This is a genomic window from Rahnella bruchi (genome assembly GCF_003614975.1).
Classification (GTDB): Bacteria; Pseudomonadota; Gammaproteobacteria; order Enterobacterales; family Enterobacteriaceae; genus Rahnella; species Rahnella bruchi.
Genome location: NZ_QZWI01000025.1, coordinates 13,597 through 35,499, shown reverse-complemented (window position 1 = coordinate 35,499; position 21,903 = coordinate 13,597). Strand labels below are relative to the sequence as shown.

The 21,903-nt window shown below is 51.1% G+C and carries 14 protein-coding genes; 5 read left to right on the top strand and 9 right to left on the bottom strand.

All coding sequences use genetic code 11. The features are described from left to right. Positions 1-135, top strand: a 135-nt coding sequence (locus tag D5398_RS24170; RefSeq protein WP_208646051.1) for a transposase, incomplete at its 5' end; no start/stop codon positions are given. Between the two features lie 103 nt (positions 136-238). Here D5398_RS24170 and D5398_RS24165 read toward each other — a convergent pair. From D5398_RS24165 to D5398_RS24150, 4 genes are all read right to left on the bottom strand, one after another. Further along, positions 239-1,105 carry a helix-turn-helix domain-containing protein gene (locus D5398_RS24165; RefSeq protein ID WP_120509893.1) on the bottom strand — a complete coding sequence of 289 codons (867 nt, stop codon included), beginning with the start codon at positions 1,103-1,105 and terminating at the stop codon, positions 239-241. A gap of 35 nt (positions 1,106-1,140) precedes the next feature. Then, positions 1,141-1,476 carry an SMR family transporter gene (locus tag D5398_RS24160; RefSeq protein ID WP_120509892.1) on the bottom strand — a complete coding sequence of 112 codons (336 nt, stop codon included), beginning with the start codon at positions 1,474-1,476 and terminating at the stop codon, positions 1,141-1,143. Then, the gene (locus D5398_RS24155; protein WP_120509891.1) at positions 1,469-2,086 is read right to left on the bottom strand and encodes a TetR family transcriptional regulator; all 618 of its coding nucleotides are present in this window, start codon (positions 2,084-2,086) and stop codon (positions 1,469-1,471) included. The genes D5398_RS24160 and D5398_RS24155 overlap by 8 nt, the downstream gene beginning before the upstream one ends. A gap of 143 nt (positions 2,087-2,229) precedes the next feature. Next, entirely contained in the window at positions 2,230-3,828 is a 1,599-nt protein-coding gene (locus D5398_RS24150) for a tannase/feruloyl esterase family alpha/beta hydrolase (RefSeq protein ID WP_120509894.1), read from the bottom strand. A gap of 393 nt (positions 3,829-4,221) precedes the next feature. On the opposite strand from D5398_RS24150, the gene D5398_RS24145 reads away from it, so the two are divergent. Then, positions 4,222-4,389, top strand: a complete 168-nt coding sequence (locus tag D5398_RS24145; RefSeq protein WP_120509890.1) for a YhfL family protein — start codon at positions 4,222-4,224, stop codon at positions 4,387-4,389. 77 nt (positions 4,390-4,466) lie between these two features. Here the strand turns inward: D5398_RS24145 and D5398_RS24140 are convergent, their stop codons facing one another. From D5398_RS24140 to D5398_RS24130, 3 genes are all read right to left on the bottom strand, one after another. Next, positions 4,467-10,574, bottom strand: a complete 6,108-nt coding sequence (locus tag D5398_RS24140) for an autotransporter outer membrane beta-barrel domain-containing protein (RefSeq protein WP_244216837.1) — start codon at positions 10,572-10,574, stop codon at positions 4,467-4,469. Between the two features lie 657 nt (positions 10,575-11,231). After that, the gene (gene ovoA / locus D5398_RS24135) at positions 11,232-13,373 is read right to left on the bottom strand and encodes a 5-histidylcysteine sulfoxide synthase (protein ID WP_120509888.1); all 2,142 of its coding nucleotides are present in this window, start codon (positions 13,371-13,373) and stop codon (positions 11,232-11,234) included. 146 nt (positions 13,374-13,519) lie between these two features. Continuing rightward, positions 13,520-14,644: a tyrosine-type recombinase/integrase gene (locus D5398_RS24130; protein WP_120509887.1), complete on the bottom strand. Its 1,125-nt coding sequence runs from the start codon at positions 14,642-14,644 to the stop codon at positions 13,520-13,522. A 406-nt stretch (positions 14,645-15,050) separates the two neighbouring features. On the opposite strand from D5398_RS24130, the gene D5398_RS24125 reads away from it, so the two are divergent. Then, positions 15,051-16,598 carry a methyl-accepting chemotaxis protein gene (locus tag D5398_RS24125; RefSeq protein ID WP_120509886.1) on the top strand — a complete coding sequence of 516 codons (1,548 nt, stop codon included), beginning with the start codon at positions 15,051-15,053 and terminating at the stop codon, positions 16,596-16,598. A 61-nt stretch (positions 16,599-16,659) separates the two neighbouring features. On the opposite strand, the gene D5398_RS24120 is transcribed toward D5398_RS24125, so the two are convergent. Both D5398_RS24120 and D5398_RS24115 read right to left on the bottom strand, forming a co-directional pair. Further along, positions 16,660-17,193 carry a GNAT family N-acetyltransferase gene (locus D5398_RS24120; RefSeq protein WP_120509885.1) on the bottom strand — a complete coding sequence of 178 codons (534 nt, stop codon included), beginning with the start codon at positions 17,191-17,193 and terminating at the stop codon, positions 16,660-16,662. A gap of 206 nt (positions 17,194-17,399) precedes the next feature. Continuing rightward, positions 17,400-18,947 carry a methyl-accepting chemotaxis protein gene (locus tag D5398_RS24115; protein WP_120509884.1) on the bottom strand — a complete coding sequence of 516 codons (1,548 nt, stop codon included), beginning with the start codon at positions 18,945-18,947 and terminating at the stop codon, positions 17,400-17,402. 873 nt (positions 18,948-19,820) lie between these two features. On the opposite strand from D5398_RS24115, the gene tssB reads away from it, so the two are divergent. Together tssB and tssC are read left to right on the top strand one after the other, a co-directional pair. Beyond that, positions 19,821-20,315, top strand: a complete 495-nt coding sequence (gene tssB, locus D5398_RS24110; RefSeq protein ID WP_120509883.1) for a type VI secretion system contractile sheath small subunit — start codon at positions 19,821-19,823, stop codon at positions 20,313-20,315. A gap of 31 nt (positions 20,316-20,346) precedes the next feature. Further along, the gene (tssC, locus tag D5398_RS24105; protein ID WP_120509882.1) at positions 20,347-21,894 is read left to right on the top strand and encodes a type VI secretion system contractile sheath large subunit; all 1,548 of its coding nucleotides are present in this window, start codon (positions 20,347-20,349) and stop codon (positions 21,892-21,894) included. Positions 21,895-21,903 lie beyond the last annotated feature (9 nt).

Below are 21,903 nucleotides of genomic sequence, written 5' to 3'. Positions count from 1 at the left end.
ATTTTAAATACCCATCTTTGCAAACAAAGTAATGCCGGAGTGCTCTGGTCACGTTCCTACTTTGCCTGTAGCGCTGGCGGAGCAACAATTGAAACACTGAAAGCGTATGTTGAATTGCAGAAAACCCCTGATTAGCACCCCTTATATCCCCGTCCAACTTTATGGGGTCAGTTCAGACTGGGCGAGGGTTTACGGGGCAAATGCTAAATACCACTCTGCTAAGCCCTTGCCAGTTTACTCAGAGCTGCGCCAGCGGAATATAGTATTCGCAGGTGACGCCGTTAAGCGCGGATTCACGCGAATACTTTTCGAGATCGGGTTGCATGATGAACTCCAGACCCAGCGTCGGTAAAAATACCGAATACAGATACAGGATAAAATCATTCAACCGGCTGAGATCGTAAGGATAGTTGATCTTCAGATACCGGCTGGCAGGTACCAGAATCGTATGGCTGTCACTCCTGTTGACTTGATGCGCCACGGTGTATTCCATCTGCAAGGCATTGGCGACTTCATCCCCTGTATCAGGTCGGCAATCTGAAAGCCCCCAGACAGGTGCCAGCAGTGATTCCGGCGTTTCCAGATAGCGCAGTAATCCGGCGCGGTGAACGTGGTTTTTACTGTTGAATAGCGCTTCTATCGGATACGAATGGACGACAGTTTCCCCATCGAACGCCATCTCCGGCAAATCGACAATTTCATATTTAGGTTGAGGAAACTCATCGACGGTCAGGGGGGCCGTGATCCCGTTCATTGTCCATGACGCATTGCGACGATACATTCCCGGTGTTTCTGCGAAATTCTTTTTGAATGAACGGGTGAATGTTTGCTGCGAGTCATAAGAGTAATACAACGAAATATCGAGGATTGGCATATTGGTAAGACGTAACGCGATTGCCGCCATGGTCAGACGGCGATCACGGATGTATTTGCCCAGTGCGTAACCCGTTTTACTTTTAAACAAACGCTGAAGATACCACGGAGAATAGCCGGTTTTTTTCGAAGCTTTTTCCATGGTCAGACGATCACTTAAGTTGATTTCGATCCAGTAGAGTAACTCTTTGATCAGGTCATCGTGAAAATCAGGTTTTTGTTCGCTCTGCAAAATGAACTCCCTGTGCTGCTTTAAAATTGCGCTCATTAGTGCGCAATAGATTTTGAAAACACGTTCACTACGATGACGCCTGCGATGATTAGCCCGAGGCCAATAATCGCCGGAGTATCCAGCTTTTGTCCGTAACCATACCAACCAATAGCAGAGACCAGAACAATACCGACACCAGACCAGATGGCATAAGCAATACCGGTCGGCAGGGTTTTCAAAGTCAGAGACAATAAGAAGATGGCGATCGTGTAGCCCAGCAACGTGACAACGCTTGGCCATAAACGGGTGAATCCTTCCGAACTTTTCAGGCTGCTGGTTGCAATAACTTCGGCCACGATAGCCAGCCCGAGAAGCAAATATGTTTTAAACATCTGATGTTTCCTTGCTGCATGAATTCTGAGCATATAGCTCATTTTCAATGGCGCGGCCGAGGTTGTATTGCGCGCAGGTTGCGCTGAGTCCGAGGGTTTCGAGTCGTGACATTGCGTCCATACTGCTGCTCAGCCCAATCAGTCGCCAGGAAATATGTTCAGGCGATTCGCCCGGCACAAACTCTCCTTTTTGTCTGCCGAAGCGGATAGCATCAGATACCAGCTCGTGCCAGTCAGCCACTGAATGCGCAAATGCAGCTTTCATCAGCGGCTCCTGTTCAGTCAGCAACATGGCTTCATGCCATAGCGGGATGGCCATCAAGGACTCTTCGTCTTGCGGGTCAACCAGCAACAGATTTAGCCGTTGGCGAGCCGTCAGAGTCAGAGACTTTTCTTCCAGCTGGGCTTTGAGAATTTTCATCACCTGCGTATAGGCCTGCGCCCGCAACTGAGCGGCACTGGAAAAATGATGATGAACCTGACCGGTTGCCGCACCGGCTTCTTGGGCGACCCGGCGCACGGTGGTCGCGGCCAGGCCTTCACGGCGCGCAATGCGCGCAGCCGCTTCCAGAATGGTATTGCGGCGGGCTTCTTTACACAGGTAGACCACTGAAAAATCCGAAGCAGAGTAGGCAGATACGGATAATGCCAAGACTTGGACGGATGTTCAAGAATTTTTGAGAACGTTCATTCACCTGTGGTTTTATATAGGTGTACAGAAATAGGTTATAAGGCTGGTGAATGAACTGTCATTTATTTATCAGTACAAATAAAACTGGAGGCCGACCTTACGTCACCCTGCCCGTTATATTTCGGATACAACGGATAATCGCACAAGGGCATTTCACGGCCTGCTGTCGCTTTGTTGACATCAATCATGACCTGCTGTCCGGGAGGGATCCCATGATCAACCCATTTATCCAGCGTGCCGAGTGAATCCCAGCTCGCGCGAAAAGTCCCGCTGCTGTGAGTGAATCCCGGAGCCAGATAGAACCGGGCAAACTGGCGGAGTTCTTTTTCGCCAAACTCGGCTTTGAGTTTTTCGTAATACGCCACGGTATTGCCCGGCGGAACCGCCATGTCGGCAGTGCCGTGCATCATCAGTAATTTTCCACCATGCTGCACAAATGCGCGGATGTTCGCATCAGCGTTATCTACTTGCGCGGCCAGTTCTTTCAATCGTGCCTGATGAGCGGCAGGATCGAATTCCAGCGAGTCATAATCCGCGTCACGCATCACTTCATAGCGGACGGCCTGATCCCCCATCATATAAGGAAAGGAAATAATGATATTCGAGGCTTCAGGTTTTGGTTTGTCTGCGCCGGATCCAAATACGCTAACCAGCGCGGAAGCATCTGCACCGCGTAATATGGGCCAGGGTGCAAAGTGATCACCGGTGGATAGTGTTATCCCAAGCGGCACGGGCTTATCCAGCATCCCGACCAGCGTGATTTGCGTGTCTGAAAGACAGTTTGCACCGGTATCTTTGCCCTGCGGACAGCGCAGATGCGCTATGTTAAATGTCGCGCTGCAGGCATCAGGATTGGCAACCACGCCGTCAGCCAGCCCGTCGAGTTTGTCACAGGCACCGTTGACCGCATTGGCAATCAGCGCCGCTTTTGCCGGTGAAATCCACGCGCCCGGGGTGTTGTATATGGCCTGCCCGATACGGATCCCAGCCAGATGCAATTCCACGACGTTGTACACCGGATGAATAGCTATTGCGCCGTCGTAGTCGAGCGGAAAGCGCTGGATTGCGGCAAGGGCTTCGTGTCCGCCCTGAGAATTCCCCTGAAAATACAGGCGTGAAGGTTTTTTACCGTAAGCCTGCGTAATAAGTGCAACGGCGACATCGTGAGTTTTCTTTATCTGAGCACCGGCAAAGTTTTCCCACGCCTCTTCATTGAGCGTAAAAGACGCATCGGATACGCCGCCCTGATGGCCGGAATCGCTGCCAAATGTGGCATAGCCTTGTTTCAACGCCCCCGGAGTTGTCGCAGGCGCCAGTCTGGCGGTATCGGCGTCTTTAACTGCACCGTCAAATCCGCTTCCCCCCAGTTGCAGCGCTTTACCGTTCCAGTTAACAGGCAGGTAAAGCTGAAAATTAATGTCGGGGGCTTTTAAATCTACAGGCTTAATCTGCCCTTCGATCTTGCAGTGTGGATTACCAGTATGCCCCGCCATCGCGACATTGGTGACGACTGCGCCGCGGGTGGGCAAACCAATTCTGGCGGCCCCGATGCGGGTATTTTTCAGGGCTACGCATTGCGCTTCGGTGAAACCCGCCGCGGATGCTACGGCAACGTTTGTCAGGCACAACGCAAAATAAAGAATATAAAAACGCACTTTCATCAGACTGCTGTCATCCCATTGGCGTAAAAATGTCAGTTTGTCATTAAATGATCGGTGAAAACAGCCCTGTGTACCTGAACCGGTCATCGCCGTCAGTCACCGGACTGATCTCCTTATCATTTAACGCAGACAATTAACCGGGTCGGAATTATCACCGCATGTGTGATCGGAAATAATGGATATGTTCCTTTGAAAACCTTATTTATATAATGATTCAAAATTGAATCATGTCTGAAATGAATGAATGAGTTTTTGCGAAATTTAATATTGATATGGTGAATACCATAAACTTAACTTTTTATTTGTCTCGGGCCGGTCATTAGGGGTATATTGCTGCCGCTTACCCGGTTCAGGGTGAGTTCATCTTAATTATTCATTTTAAAAGGAATTTATATGAAGTCTTTAGTCAAGTTATTTGTTCTGGCTGCGGTGGTTTCTACTCTTTCCGGTTGTACTGGCAGCGTATATAACAAAGAGAAAAATTGTGATTACACCTATTTGCTGCACCCTGCTATTTCTATTTCTAAAATGATTGGTGGTTGTGGTCCGGCTGAAAAATAAATTCCTCTTCAGCAAAATAAAAGCCGGGCATTTATGTCCGGCCTTCTCTGGTCAACAGATTCGTTTATTTATCTTTCTCAGAACGTCCATCGTACACCGCCGGTATAGCCCCAGCCTTTTGCGCCGTTACTGTTAATTTCTTTGCGGTAATCCACTTCAGCATACAGTGACAAATCATTTTTAAAAGTCACCGTCCCGCCGCCACCTAACTCACCCATCTGACCGAATTTACCGCTGGTAAAACTCTGGCTGATTTGCGTATTCTCAGCGCCGATAGTCGTTTTGGCTTCGCCGCCCCAGCCCCGATAATAGTTTGCACGAACGTAAGGCGTGTACTGGCGCCCCGTGTCATCAAGCCAGGTCCGCTCTGCACGTAAACCCACGCGCCCGATTGTCTGACTGTAATCCTGATAATCCACCGTGGTACTGTCTTTATCGGTGAAATTATCCATATTGATACTGGTGTACATCAGTTGCGCCTGTGGCTCCAGTTTAAGTCCGTTATCAAACCGGTACGGATAGCCGGATTCCAGTGACGCGCTCCAGCTTTTCGCTTTCGGTGATCCCACATTATTCTGGCGCGAAATATCCGTTTCGCCGTGGTGATTATCGAATGACAGAACCCCGTCCATATAAAAGCCGTTCTGCCGTTGCCAGGTCAGGTAAAGCGCAATGCTGTTGCTGTCAAACGTCGTGCTGCTGTATCCATCCGCTGCTTTAGGCTTCATACGACTGTTGCCGCGCGTATAGGCCAGCCCGCCGCGCAAACTGTCTTTGTCGCCATCGAGACGCAAAACATTTCCGCCAATCTGTACGGCGTTGTAATCCATATCGAAATCATAACCAAACTGTTTAAAGCTGACGTTGGATTTATAGGTCATGTTTGAGCCGATATAGCGCAGGAACATTTCACCACCAACGCCGTCGTTCAGGCTCTGTTCATGGCGCAATTCCCCCAAGCGTTTGTGTAAATCGTCAACAACGGAAGCGTTGTAATAGGCCAGTGCCACCGGTGCGGAAATATACGAAGGAACCTGCGGAGTAACGGCCCGGCGACCCGGCGCGCAGTTGTCCACGCCATTCACCACACAACCGTCGTCAGGTGGATTGGTTAACGGCTGGCTGCTGGTATCAACCGGTGTGGACGGGGCTTCCGGCGTGCCCGGATTGACAGGCGTAACCGCGACCGGCGCAACCACTTTATTACACGCATCGCCTTCACAGACATAGGCATTACCAATGCGGTAATCCCAGAAGGTATTGGTAATACCCCCGGCCACTGCGCGCTGATTGGCGTCGCTGCTGCCCGGCGCAAAGCTGTATAAATCATAACGCCACGGTCCGGCCGCCAGATAGCCACCCTTCAGCGCAAAACTGCTGACGCTGGAATTTCCGGCTACCTGTACCAGCGAAATCCCCTCGTAGGCTTGCATTGAAGATGAATGATTAAGGTCGGTCAGCGCGCCGGTACTGGCAGCTGCGGGTGTGATATCCAGAATAGTCGTGCCACTGCTGGCATTGCCAGTAATTTTCAACGTGTCGGTGAACTGGTTACTGCGCACACCGCCTGCATTAAGACGGGTTATCATGTTGACAGTACCACCATCCGACACCAGATCGCCGTTGATGGTCAGGGAATTTCCCGGTGATCCGCTGCCGTTGGTCAGATCAATCAGTCCGGCATTCGTCACAATTGCGGAATTCAGCTCGCCGCCGGAAATCACCGGATTAATGCCGTTACCGGCGAACAGTGTGGAGGTGCTGTCGATATTCACGTTGCTGTGCGCCAGCTGAAGGTCGCCGGTGAGTTCCCACTGCGTGTCATCGGTGAAATTAATGACGTTCCAGCCATTGCCTAAATTGACGCCACGGCTGAGATCGTCGGTGTCAAACGTACCGCCCCGTGCCACAATTTTGGAAAAGCTCACTTCGTTATCGGAGCCGATGCCGCTGGTGATATGCCGGGTGGTCGATAAATCCACATTGTTGATATACGCGCGGTTGGCATTCCCGGCACCGAGAGTCAGGCTGCCGTCGAGCGTGCCGCCATTCCAGGTGATGGTGTCATCGCCCGAACCGGTACTGATATCACCGAAAACATTACCGGAAGTCAGCAGAACGTCGTCATTGCCCGCGGTGCCGGAAACGGCGACTGCACTGGCTGAAGACGGCGTAATCGTCCCCCGGTTTTCAAACCGTGCTGTTGTACCGTTGCTGAGATCGACCACCGGCGCGGTGAGACTGGCAGACGTCAGGACGCCGGTGTTGAGCACGTTACCGGCATTGCCCGCCACCAGTGCTGATCCCCCTGCTGCATCGGTAATATTAACGGTGGCAGACGTGACAACGTCACCTGTGGTGTTAGCATTTATCCCCGTTCCGCCCGCGCCGGTGACATTAAACACATATCCGTCACCCAGTGTCAGCAGCCCGGAAGTGGCAGAGAGATTAGTCTGCGTGAAATTAAAAGCCGTGCCGTTACCGCTGACATTCACCCGCAGCGTTGATGCGGGATCAAACGCCGTAGCAGTACGCACACCACTGCCATTGCCGACATTAATGGTTGCGTTTTGCAGTGTGACATTGCCGGTTTCCGCGCGGTTTTCGACACCATTGCCGGAACCCGTGATATTTAGGGTCGTGTTATTCATGGCGAGACCGCCCGCACCGGTATCGAGTAACACGCCGTGCGCCGTGCCGCCGCTGGTAATATTATTGTCGTCGCCGTTGAGGATAAGACTGGTGCCATCCGAAATGCGGATACCGGCCACGCCGTCATTAACCGTAATATTGCCTGCGCGTGCAACGGAAGTCCCGCTGCCACTGGCATCAATCCCTGTTCCCTGTGCAATCTGGAGAGCGCCATTGTTGGTAAATGTGCTGCCTGATATAACCTGCGCACCGGTGCTGTTCGCGCCGGTCAGCGTAATCTGATTATTGTTGATGGCCTTGCTGCCGAGTTGTGCCAGTATGCCCGTGCTGCCTGCGCCACTCATCGTTATCACGCCGTTATTGATCACGTTCCCGAGATTCGTGGCCATGTAACCTATTGCGCCGGATGCGCTGGCAATAACCGATGCGGCGCTGGTGAGCGTGGTGCTGGCATCAGGCGCCGTCACTATCGAACCGTCGGACTCATGCTTTTGCCCGTCGGCCACGCCGCCGATGCTGCCTGTACCGCTGAGGGTGATCGCAGTGGTGCTGTCGAGATTACCCAGCGCGCCGCCTTCGACGGTGACGGCTTTTGCCCCGCTGCCGCTGGCAAACAGTTTTGAACCGGCGGTATTGATTTGCGCATTGGTACCGGCGCTGACCAGCGCCATACTGTTTGCCCCGGAAGCTGTCAGCGATGAACCGTTACCGAGGGTCAGCGAAGCGCCGTCGGCAATGCGGTACAGGGTTGAACGATCGGTATCAACGTCCAGTACCGTCGTCGCGCTGTTGATGACTGAGCCCGCGCCGACGGCACGATAGGCTATCTGATCGGTGTTACTGAATGTCGGGGTGGCGGAACTGGCAATATTGACCGTGCCGCCATTCTGGGCGTCAGCGCCAATTGCTCCGACGCCGTTAAGATTGATCAGCGAACCGTTGCTGAGCGTGGCAATCGCTTTCGCCCCGCTGGCACTGACACCGCGGGAACGGCTGGCAATGCTGCCGCCGTTGACATCAATCGAGCCGCTGGTGCTCGCCGTGGTGTTGAGTCCGCTGGTGCCGCTGTTGACCACCATCCCCGCGCCGCCGTCATTAATGGCAATATTGCCGGTGTTGGAGCCGGTCGCGCCGCTTTGTACCAGGATGCCGGTTGCGCCTGCACCGGTAAAGTTGATGTCGCCGGTGTTAGTCAGCGATGCACGGTTGCGAGCAATGAAACCCGTCAGCCCGTTTTGTGCCGACATCAGGGAAGCTGCAGAAACCAGCGCCGTGCTTTGAACCGGTGAACCCGAATTAGTGCCAGCGAGCGTATGTTTCTGACCGTCGGCAATCGCCCCCACGGCATTAACGCCCGAAAGATTTATGGTAGTATCCGCGTCGATTGATCCCGTCGCCCCGCCTTCAACAATCAGCCCGGTAGCGCCGGTCCCGGAAACCTCCAGCGTGGCATTTTTGGTGACTACCGTCGTTCCGCCAGTGCCGGTGCCCATTACGCCGACCGAATTCATGCCTGAAGCGGTCAGTGACAAATCCGTGCCGTCAAAGTCAGCGCCCTGTTCCAGCCGGAATAATGTTGAACCGGTAGTCGTGACATTGAATGAATTGTTGCCGACCGTATTAATTTTGGCATTGGGGCCAAACGCGAAAAATGCAATCTGATTGCTGCCCAGGCTGAAAGCCGGGATAGCGTCGGGTGACACATCCACCGTGGCGTTTCCCCTGGCGTGTACGCCGATTGCACCATTGCCGGAAAGATTAATTGGGCCGTCAACGGTAGCGGTGGCAACGCCCGTTCCCTGACCTTCGACCCAGATACCAAAATTGCGCGTGCCGCTGGCAGTGTCTGCGCCACCGGCGACATTAATCGTGCCGGTGGAACTGGCAGATGAAGTATTTCCGCTGGTTGCCACCACTTTCACGCCGGTTCCGTTGACGCCGTTGAGGTTAATAGTGCCCGCATTATCGATATTGCCCGTGGTATTCATTACCGACATACCGATGTTTTCGCGCGGAACCGTTGTTGCTTTGCCGTTGATATCTATCGTGCCGTTATTGAGAAGTGTGGTGCCCGTGCCGCCACCGGCGTACATTCCGGCAGCATTTTGCACACGGCTGCCGATAACAATATTGCCATTGTTGATGGCACTTCCTCCTGCGCTGACCTGCACTCCGGCCGTCAGTCCGCTCTGGTTAACGGCGGTGTCCGCAGTATTGTCATTCAGGCTATTTTGCGGGCCGCGACCGATATAAATATTCGCGCCGGTGTTGTTGATAAAAGACGCCGTTGCATCTCCGACCATCACGCCGGTGGTACTGCCGGTTGCGCTGGAACCATTGATCCCGACGTTGATATTTCCGCTGTTGTTGGCTGAGGAATTGATGCCCAGATTGATGGCTGACGTTGTTCCGCCGGTGGTGGCGAAATTCACGATGCCGTTATTATCGAAAGTGCTGCCGTTTTGTACCTGCACACCGTTGGAGCCAAAGCCGGTAGAGCCGACACCGGTGCCATCAATCCGGTTGATAAATCCGCCGTTGATCACACCGTTATTAATGCCGCTACTGTCGTCGAGATATAACGCGGAACCTTCTGAACCCAGAGAGCCGGAGCTGCTGACTTTACCGTTCACCGTGATTTCTGCATTATTGGTACCGCGTATTGCTCCGCCATTGGCGCCGATAACTTCCAGGGATTTTCCCGCTGCAATATTCACTTTTGCATTGGCACCGCTGGCGTTGATGACTATCCGGTTGCCGATGGCCTGAGCGACATCATCATTCGGGTCGTCAGCAGAAATCAGGTAATCAACGGTGTTGGTGCTGCGCGTGAAGGCTTTATTGAAGTTGGTGAGATAAGTACTTTTATCGAGGTTGCCGGATTTTAACTGGGTAACCAGCCAGTCGTTGTAACTTTTCAGACCTGCAGCATTGGTCACGTTGAAACTGGTCACGGCGTTATCAAGCGTCTGAACGGTAAATGCGCCGTTAAAGGTAATGAGGTTCTGAACGGTCAGCTGGCGGGGGATCGTCGGGTCGGCGGCTGTGCCGCTGAACGTAATCCGGTTACTGGAATTCCAGTTTAGTGTCGAGTCTGCGCCATTTGTACCATCAACGTTGAACAGCGTGCTTTGTTTGGCGGCCATCGTCCACGCGTTGTTTACACCACTTGGCGCAGCATTCGCCTGGCCGATATTCACATTCAATGTTCCGCCGGTACTGACATCCGCAATCCGGGTGTTGATGTATTGATCGTCCCCTACGTTTACCACATCCGCCACTGGCGTACTTGCATCAACGGGGGCCAGCGCGATCAGAGTGGCAGGATTATAAACCTGAAAGGTTGTGTTGCCGCCGGTGGTCGGATCGGGAATGGTGATACCAAAATTTGCCGGTCCGATGTCCAGACGGGAAGCGCCTATCACGCCGTGGTCGTTAACTATGCGACCCAACCCCTGTAGCGCGCCTAATGTGGTATTGACGGAACCGTCAGTGCCGGCACGAAATTGCTGATTACCTGTGAGATCAACCACGGCGCCCCCTGATACCAGCAGATCACCATTAAGCTGGTCATTATCAGCGGGGTTGAATGCCTGCAATATAACTGCCTGAGCTGTGACAGGAAATAAAAGAGCCGGAGGAGTACTAATAACAACGTAAACAGCAATGGAGACTTTAGATAATAGCAGTCGGCGGACCATAGAATACTCCAGCAAAAAGGGACAGACACTAAAAGGAAAATCCCTCTCCTCCGGATTATCAAAACTACGTATTTTCAAGGCATTAGAAATTATTTTCTTGTCAGTTGAAAACTTATACGAAGTTCCGGCTTTGTACAGTTTGCGTTAAGTTAACGTTAGATGAGGTAAATCTATTTTGCAAAAAAATAAGGAATAATTTCCATGAAATGTGAATGGTGATTATTCAGCACGACAATACACGCCAATATTATCCCTGTAATTAGTATGCGTATTGATATACATACCACCCCACTATCGGCTGACATTCAGAAAAACAAAATAAATTAGTTACAACATTCTATTGGCTTTGAATATCAACAACAGTGAACAATTAAGCATCCATGATTAAATCGTTTAATCAGAAAATATGTGCAGGAAGTTGAGTGAGTATTTTGCCGGCGTTAAAAAAAACGGCCGCATAGCGACCGTCTGGATGGACTACAACAGTATTTAGCGCTTACGCCATAACGTCATCTGTGCCACTGTATGCTGGAATTTTCTGGCTGTTTCACGGATAACGAAAGGAACATCGTGCGGTTGCTGAACTTCTTCGAATTCATTCGCCAGCAGGCGGCGCAAGGCCTGATGCGTGGTCACCGCCTCACCGTTCTCTCGGAATCCCCCTATCCAGTTTTCTTTAGGCGTGAATTCCTCAAGCCAGGTATAAGGTGACGAAAGCATCAGTAATCCGCCGGAACGAATCATCGGTGCGATATCTTTCAAAAATCTCGCCGGTTCACGCAGGCGGTCGATCAGGTTTGCAGCCAGAACCAGATCGTACAGTTCAGCCTGAGGTTTCAGATTACAGGCATCGCCCTGCACAAAACTGACGCGCTCTGTCTGCTGCGTATCTATCCCAGATTCCGCCAGCGACGCCTGACAATAATCGACCAGTTCGCCCTCTTCCGGGATCACATAACGACATGCTTCGCCGCGCGAAAGTGCCAGAGCGACATCAATAAACCGGGCTGAATAATCCATGCCAACGACAACATCAAAATGACGGGCAAGCTCAAAACTGGCGCGTCCGGTCGCACAGCCAATATCCAGCGCCCTGCCTTTCTGACTGACATTTTTAACTGCAATATCAACCAGTTGTTCAGCATAGTTAGGCACATTAAAGTGACGTGGACCGTACTGGAAATCCAGATACTGCGCCACCAGCCCATCCGTTTCGTATGGGTTTACCGTAACGACTTCCTGATGACTGGACACCACATACCGGAAACCTGCATGCTGGAAGAAGTGGCGACGGAACGCATAACGCGAAGATTTCAGTGCTTCATTACCGGTCGAAATCCAGCTTCCTCCCTTGATCATGGAGTGTTTTCCATCAAAGGTCGGCGTCGAAAAATCGTCATATAACGGATGAACGCGGAATCCATCAAAACCGCTGATGGGGGTAGACGCCCATTGCCAGACGTTCCCAACCACATCGCAGAAGTTGCCTTGCTGAAAATGATCAACCGGACACGAAGATGCCCACCAGGCCAGATTGATATTTCCCGGCGCGCTCTCCCAGTCTGGCTGATCTCCCGGTACCTGATTACGTAAAATCATCCACTCCGCTTCAGTCGGTAATTGCACAGACTCGCCGGTTTGGGCAGCTTTCCAGCGACAAAAAGCAGCGGCTTCCAGCTGATTGACTTCCGCCGGCCAGTCCCACGGCATTTGCACTTCTTCCGTCATAAGACGTAATTTCAGCTGTTCAGGTTCACGCGGCGAACCTACCCAGAATGTCGGTATTTCTGCCTGCGCAAAATCACGCCATCCGGCACCTTCTTCATCCCACCATTGCGCGTCCTGATAGCCCCCGTCCTCGACGAAAGTAAAGAACTCGGCGTTGCTCACCAGCATTTTGCTGGCGCTAAATGCCTGAATTTTATGCTCTGACGTGCCGTATTCATTGTCCCAGCCGTAGGTATCATCCTGCTTGCCTAGCGTGACAACGTCACCTTTAACCGCCAGCGTTTCGTTTTGGGGCACCGAATTCCGGTCATGTCTTGCCAGAGAACAGGCTGGCCAGTGCGCCTGAGGTTTAACCCACTCCACCGGCAACTGGCGGATGAGCACACTGGAAGTTTCCAGATGAATTCGCTCATGTTCAATGCCCATCAGAACAACCCAGGCCGGACTGTTCCAGTCAACCGGCAAACTCAGTGGCATCGTATCAATAATGCCCAGCACTTCTTCGCGAACTTTGCTTCGATATGTCCGTAAATTCGCGACAGATGGCCAGTTATAGTTCTGATCGTCGAGGTCGTCCCAGCTCATTTCATCCACGCCAATCGCCAGCATCGCTTCGATGTGGGAATCAATTCGCTTTGGAATTAACCCGGCTGCCATCAGTTTGTTGATATAGAAAGTGGCGGTATGACCGAAATAAAAAATCAGCGGGTGGCGCAGGGAAATCGCTTTGTTGAAATAAGCCCGTTCGTCCGCCAGACAATCAAACAGGCTCTCATACAGTTCCCAGGTCTGAATAAAGTAATCTCGTATTTCCTGACGTTTTTGCTCCGCCGTTCCGGTGCTCAGTAAGATTGTTTTCGTCGGTTGCGGCAGGCCGTTAGCGTTCTCTGGTTGTGAAAGCATCATTAATTCCTCTGTCTTCTGGCAACGCCAAATCAATACTCAAGTGTAGCAGCTGACATCAGCGGCTTATTTCCGGCACGTGCTGGCCGGTCTGTTAGTCGTGGAACTGTTAGGGATAAAAGATACTTAAAAAGCGCAAAAACCCGTTATCTTTCCATATACAGCATCGATATCGCAGGAACATGCAGCGATTCCCCTTCGTATTTATGGCGTAAATCGAAGTAATCCGGCGCGCTGATGATGCCCTGAATATTGTCAGAAAATGCTTCCAGCGCCTGTTTCATCTGCGGCAGATAGTCGTGGGTGTCGTAAACACGGTCGATGCCTTCGAGAGAATGATTCATGATTTTACGGGCAACATCATTGGGTACATTCAGGGATGATAATTTGGATCTCGCCGTCCGGCGTAAATCGCGGGTAGCAAAAGGCTCAATGCCCAGCCCTCTTTCAGCACGCAGCATACGCCGGATAACCTGAGTGATCGCGCCACGCGATAACGGTTTTTGCGCATCCAGCGGAGACGGAACCAGCCACGGACTATTTTTCGGACTGGCCGCAATCAGGGCATTTACGCATATCAACATTAAATTTGTTAAAGGCAGACTGTGGTCGCGTGCTGATTTATTGCGCGTGCCCTGCCTCCAGACGCCAATCCGCAGATGAAACTCCTCTTTTCTGGCGCGTACAATTTCATCAGGACGCCTGGCCGTCAGCAAGCAGAGGCGTAATGCCCAGCGGCATTGTTCTGAAATATCCCATAAATCAAGGCCATGCCAGAAGATCCAGATTTCAGCATCGGTTAACGCCCGCTCGCGCGGCGGCGAATTTCTTCCCCCGACATCACGGCGTTTCATCGAACTCAGTGGCGAATGAGCGAGATATCCCTGAGTTTCCGCCCAACCGAAAAACTGCTTACACAGGGCAAATACCCGTTTGGCTTCTGAAATTTTTCCGTCCGCTAACAGCACGTTAAATAAACGGTTCAGACGCAGGCGGGTGATTTTGTTCAGTGGCACATCGCCAATTACCGGAAGGACATGTTTCATCAAAGACGAAACGGCAATTTCCGGACGGCGGCGGGTCAGGATCAACGAAAGCCGGATCCAGACATTAATTACCTGACCGACCGTCGCATTGCCCTCTTCGTCAAAATCATCCAGCTGTGCCAGCGGCGTCGCTTTAACATTCTGAAGATAAGCGAGCACATGCCGGCCAACATTTTCGGCGGCAAAATTTGTTTCACTGGTCGTTCCGGATACCGCGTTGCTCATCAGCCCAATTTCACCTGAAAAATCACAGGCCGGTTTTATAACAAGTCAGAGGATCTTAGGCAAAGGGTTTGTGACTCCAGACCTATTAAGTCTGGAGTCAGAACGACAATCTATAAAGAAAAATAAAGGACTTAGCAGAAGGATTATGGTGTCGATTTCGGGTCATAGAAACCACAATTAGAAGGCTGCAGCGCCCATTTTCAGGCCGTAGCATCGGCATACGTTATGTATTGTCGATAAATCAATCGTTTCACACTCCCATGTGGGCCAATTGCGCTTGCTGGCTGCAAACAACCGGAAAGGAGAAGTCAGGTTTCCCTAAAGAAAATTTGGCAGGTGCCGACATGTTAATTGTTAAGGATCCTTTATCTCATTCAAATCGCAGTCTGGCCACGGAAATGTCACTATGCGCAATAATCAACCAGTTTCTCAACAGGAATATCAGTATCCTGACGACGCCACGTTAATGTCGACCACGGATGCCGAAAGTCATATCACTTACGCCAACGATGCTTTTATTGAGGTCAGCGGCTTTGACCGTGACGACATTATCGGACAGCCGCACAATATTGTTCGCCATCCCGATATGCCTCCTTCCGCTTTTAAGGATATGTGGGAGACATTACAGCAAGGTTTTCCGTGGACTGCGCTGGTGAAAAACCGCCGCCGAAACGGCGATCATTACTGGGTGCGCGCCAATGTCGTTCCTATTATCCGCGCAGGGAAAGCCAAAGGTTATCTCTCGGTCCGTACCAAACCCACAGCAACCGAAATCAACGACGCACAATCGCTGTATGACAAAATGAATCGCGGCGAACTGAACAACCGCCGGTTGCATCACGGTTTACTGATCCGCACCGGCCTTGCCAGTGGTCTTTCCGTTTTGAAAACACTTTCAGTTCGCTGGCGGATCCGCTGCGGACTGATCGCGTTACTCATCCTCAACTCACTGGCCATTTCTGCTCTGACTGTGTTACCCGCCATGCAAATGAATATCGCGTTTGCACTCAATGCATTTTTCATTTTGCTTTTGGGTTTCTGGCTGGAATGGCAGATCACACGCCCGGTCGAACAACTTTGCCGTCAGACCTTGCGGGTCGCCAGCGGAGCGAGTCATACGGTCACGCCGATGGAACGCGTTGATGAAATCGGAATGACGCTGCGATCTGTTGGACAACTCGGACTGATCTGCCGGTGGATGGTGGATGATGTTAATGACCAGGCACATAAAGTTCGCACCGCCAGTGAGTCACTGGCAAACGGCAATGAAGCATTGAGTCAGCGTACCGAACAGACCGCGGCGAACGTCGGTGAAACGGCGGCGGCAATGAATGAGATGAGTGCGACCGTTGAGAGCAATACGCAAACTGCCGCCGAAGCGGACAAGTTATCACTGACCGCCAGTGAGGCAGCGGAAAAAGGCAGTAATGCGATGCAGGGTGTGGTCGGTACCATGCAGGAAATCACCGACAGTTCTCGCAAGATCGCAACCATCACCAATGTCATTGATGGCATTGCTTTTCAGACCAATATTCTGGCGCTCAATGCCGCCGTCGAAGCCGCCCGCGCCGGAGAACAAGGCAAAGGATTTGCAGTGGTTGCCGGTGAAGTGCGCAGTCTGGCACAACGGAGTGCCAGTGCGGCCAGTGAAATAAAACGGCTGATCGACACCAGTGTGGAAACAGTGGTATCGGGATCCCGCCAGGTTGACCAGGCAGGTAAAACGATGGCTGACATCGTGTCTCAGGTACGAAATGTTTCTACCCTGATTGGCCAGATCCGCAGTGCCACCAGCGAACAAAATCTCGGACTGCTCGATATCGCCAAAGCGATTGAAGAACTGGATCGTATCACGCATCAAAATTCAGTTCAGGTTCAGGAAGGCGCCAGTGCTTCTTCTGGGCTGAAAAGACAAACCGACCGGCTGGTCGAAGCTGTTGGGGTATTCCGCTAATATCGAAAAATAAAGGCGGACATCTACCGCCTTTATTTATGGCACAGACTGAATGAAAGAATCACTGGCTCTTCCATTCTTTATTCAGCATGGCATACAGATATTCACTACACCATTCGCCTTTTAGAAAACAGTTTTCGATAAAACTTCCTTCTCGTCTGAAATTAGCCGCTAAGAACAAATGACTGCTGGCTTCATTTCTTACATCAGCGATGGCATATACCCGATGCTTTCCGAGGGTATCAAATAAATATTCCAGCAGCAGCTTCAGGGCCATTTTCCCAATCCCTTTCCCCTGCCAATTCGGGTCTATCGTTACGCCAATTTCTACTTGAAAATCATCAACAAAGTGCAACCCTAAGTCACCCACCATACCGAATTCACAGTGTTCGATAGCGACCTGAAACCAGTTATCCGGGGTACCAAAAGTAAGAGTCTGCATTTCCTCAAACATTGCTTTCGCCTGATCTTGCGTAAAGGCATCCCAGCTCTGATATCGGGCAACGTCGGGATTTTGCCGGTAGCGGGTTAATATCGGCAGGTCAGCAATATTTAAGTGACGCAGGGTTATTGTTGAGGATGAAATTAATGTCATGGCCGGGCTCTTGATAAGTTCTCTTAATAAGCAGCTGGCGGGAAGTAATGACTCCACGCCTTTACAGGTGAATAACCGATACTACCTGACAATTTTTGCCTTTTCAGTTAATTAAGTGAAAATTATCCGGCGAAGGTAAATAAAAAGGCCGGTTACTGTTTAACAGTATCCGGCCTGCTCAGCGACTGATGATGTCTGTTATACGCTTACGCGCCCGCCAGCCTGAATGCCGAAACAGACTGCGTCAGATAGAGAACCTGCTCTTCAAGCGAGGCCGCTGCTGCTGCGGACTCCTGCACCAGCGCCGCATTCTGCTGAGTGACGCCGTCGATTTCGGTCACGGCCTGCTCAATCTGGCTTATCCCGCGGCTCTGCTCGTCGGACGCGGTAGAGATATGTTCCATCAGGACATCAACCTGCGTCACGGAAGAAATGATGGCCGAGATAGAATCACCGGTGCGCGATACCTGCTCCGAACCTTCCTTTATATTGGCAACAGATTCTGAAATCAGGTTTTCAATTTCCTTCGCGGCGACAGCACTGCGCTGCGCAAGGCTGCGCACTTCGCTGGCGACCACCGCAAATCCACGCCCTTGTTCGCCGGCACGTGCGGCTTCAACGGCGGCATTGAGCGCCAGAATGTTAGTCTGGAAGGCAATGCTGTTAATGACGCCGGTGATATCTTCAATTTTCTTCGAGCTGCTGTTTATGCGCCCCATCGTACCGATCACATCCTGCGCCACCTTTTCACCCGCACGCGCATTCTTAACCGCTTCACGTGTCAGGCCACTGGCCCGGGTGACGTTCTCGGTATTCTGTTTCACTGTTGCGCCCAGTTCTTCCATGCTGGCCGCGGTTTGTGTCAGTGCTGCTGCCTGCTGTTCTGTGCGGGAAGCCAGATCAATGTTGCCGGCAGAAATTTCCTGCGACGCATGGGCAACGGTATGACTGGTATCGCGCACCTGACCGATAATGCGGGTCAGCGACTGTCGCATATGCTCGATGGACTGCATCAGTTCTTCAATTTCACTGCGTGAACGGGCATTGACCGGCACAGGGGTATCGAGATAACCCTCGGCAATCTGGCGGCAATGATCACGGGAATTCAGCAGCGGCGTTAGAACGAAACGCTTGAGCAATATCACCACGCCAATAATGATGATCAGGAACAGCAGACCAAAACCGATGGTCAGCCCGATACCGAATTTGAAATTGTCCTGCGCATCATTGTTGAGGTTTCTGGCGTACTGTTCGTGCAGCGCCAGCACTTTATCCAGTACGATTTCATACTGGCGATCGAGCTTTATCACGGTCGGTATCTGCGCTTTAAACTGCGCCTGGTCGCCAGCTTTGGCAGCATCAATCAGCGGCTGTATTCCGTTCTGACGATATTCCAGATACGTGGTGCGATACGCCTGCGCCAGCTCATCCTCACCCGGCAACTTCGGGGCATCCATATAAGCCTGGAATGCCGCATCGGCTTTCGCGATAACCTCGTTCACGCCGTCGAGCGCAGCGCCGGTTTGTTGACCATTGCTGTTTTCGATTTCCTTCATATATTCCATGACGCGAACGCGCGAGGTGCGGCTGTGATTGATGGGATCAATCACGGACAGAACCACCCGGATTTCTTTGTTGACGTCATCCAGGGAATGATTGCTCTGGGTCAGCAACCAGATGTTTGACAGCATACTGGTGAAAAAAAGAGCGAAAAGCATCACAAGAACAAGTAAAGAGGACTTTTTAAGCGACATCGATAGATTCTCAAAACGAAGCAAGGATCTATCTATCGGCATTTTAGTTAAAAGGTTTAATCTGTGCGTTGCCCTATCGGAAATTTTGCAGACAAAGATCGACCCGACGTGAAATTTTCAGTCTTATCGGATCCGTTTTCCTCTTCAGGGACTGGACTCATCCACGGACACTTTTGAAAAACCAAAATTGTTTTTTAATCTATAGGTTAATAAAATCAGCTACGAAACCTCTTATACTGAAACGGTAAAGGCATTTATTCTTGTAGGAAAAATCCGAGCAAAATATCAGAACAGGCCTAGCCAGAGTCATACCTCTTTCGTTTCACCTGTCAAACACCCATTCTCATTATGAATACCCCTGCAAATAAACGCGAATATTCCTATGAATTAAACCCCGCCATAAAATGCAAAAACTTTCATGTGAAAAAATCATGTCAGATATTTCCTGCACTTTTTAGTCTATTATTCCTAAATGATGTCCTAATTTTAATTTAGCTTCTCGCCAATGATGAGGCCGAATGCCTTACCCCATGCGCCTTGCAAGGTTAACAAGAGAAAATTCCTATATATCAATATGATGATCTGTAGGATTTTTCCTCCCAGCAAGTAACATTTGGTTACAAATTAGGATTTTCAATAGGATCAGTAATGTTTCTAAAATGCATCCGACAGGTACTTATCTGAAATTTTCTTTTCCAGATAATTCAAAACACACTGCGAAATGTTTCGATGAAATATTTTGGCTCGCTTGTGACCCCTGAAGTTATTCGCACACTTGATGCGGTATGGATGCAGTTTTATGGCAGGGTTGCCAGCCTCAATTTATTTTCAGACTCATTGGCAGCGTTTATCACTCCACAGTAAGGGATAGGCATGTCTAATAGTTTTCAGGAAGAAATCCCCAAAGCCCGCGTTAATATTAAATTGGATCTGCACACCGGCGGCGCCCAGAAGAAAGTCGAGTTACCTTTAAAATTAATGGTAATGGGTGACTACAGCAACGGTAAAGAAGATCGCCCGTTGTCAGAGCGTGAAAAAGTTAACATCAATAAAAATAACTTTAACAGCGTTCTGGCTGACTTCAGCCCTTCCCTGAATCTGACGGTTGAAAACACACTGGCAGGCGATCGCAGCGAAGAAAACATTTCTCTGAACTTCAACGAAATGAAAGATTTCGAGCCAGAACAGGTTGCCCGTCAGATCCCACAACTGCGCGCCATGCTGGCCATGCGCAATCTGCTGCGTGATCTCAAATCGAACCTGCTGGATAACGCGACCTTCCGCAAAGAACTCGAAACCATTCTTAAAGATCCGTCCCTGAGCAATGAGCTTCGCAGTGAACTGAACGCTCTGGCACCCAAGGCATAACGGCCTCCACTTAACGGATTAATGCGAGATAATGCTTATGTCAGTCAATACTGAAAACGCTTCTTCAAGCCAGACCACTGTCCTTGAACGCCCTGAATCGGGCACCGTGTACGCTTCCCTGTTTGATAAAATTAACCTGACACCGGTGACTTCACTGGGTGACCTGAATGATTTCCAGGACACCGCGGCCCTGGCCGACGTGACCGCCGACCAGCGTGTGACCGCTGCCGTGCAGGTGTTTCTTGAGCGTCTTAAACAATCTGGCCAGACCGTTGAGCGTCTGGATAAAACCCTGCTCGATCACCACATCGCTGAACTGGACAATCAGATCAGCCGTCAGCTTGACGCGGTGATGCATCACCCTGAATTCCAGCGTGTGGAATCCGGCTGGCGTGGCCTGAAGTTCCTGGTTGATCGCACCGATTTTCGTCAGAACGTCAAAATTGAAGTACTGGACGTCTCTAAAGACGACCTGCGTCAGGACTTCGAAGATTGCCCTGAAATCATCCAGAGCGGCCTGTATCGCCACACCTACATTCAGGAATATGACACACCGGGCGGCGAGCCAATCGGTTCTGTGATTTCCAACTACGAGTTTGACGCGTCTGCACAAGACGTCGCGCTGCTGCGTAACATTTCTAAAGTGTCCGCTGCCGCACATATGCCGTTCGTTGGCGCTGTGGGTCCTAAATTCTTCCTGAAAGATTCGATGGAAGAAGTGGCTGCCATCAAAGATATCGGCAACTACTTTGATCGTGCCGAATACATCAAGTGGAAATCCTTCCGCGATTCCGACGATTCCCGTTATATCGGTCTGACCATGCCGCGCGTGCTGGGTCGTCTGCCATATGGCCCGGATACCGTGCCGGTTCGCAGCTTCAACTATGTCGAAGAAGTGAAAGGCCCGGATCACGAGAAATATCTTTGGACCAATGCGGCGTTCGCCTTTGCGGCAAACATGGTGAAAAGCTTCATCAAAAACGGCTGGTGCGTACAAATTCGTGGCCCGCAGGCTGGCGGCGCAGTGACTGATCTGCCAATCCACCTGTATGACCTGGGTACCGGCAATCAGGTGAAAATCCCGTCAGAAGTGATGATCCCGGAAACACGTGAGTTTGAATTCGCCAACCTGGGCTTTATCCCGCTGTCTTACTACAAAAATCGCGATTACTCCTGCTTCTTCTCCGCGAACTCCGCGCAGAAACCAGCGTTGTATGACACCGCGGATGCCACCGCAAACAGCCGCATCAATGCGCGTCTGCCTTACATCTTCCTGCTGTCACGTATCGCGCATTACCTGAAGCTGATTCAGCGTGAAAACATCGGCACCACCAAAGACCGCCGTTTGCTGGAGCTGGAACTCAACACCTGGATCCGCACGCTGGTCACAGAAATGACCGATCCGGGCGATGACCTGCAAGCTTCTCACCCGCTGCGTGACGCCAAAGTGACCGTTGAAGATATCGAAGACAACCCGGGCTTCTTCCGCGTGAAACTGTACGCCGTACCGCACTTCCAGGTCGAAGGTATGGACGTGAATCTGTCACTGGTTTCTCAGATGCCTAAAGCGAAAGCTTGAGCTCCGGAG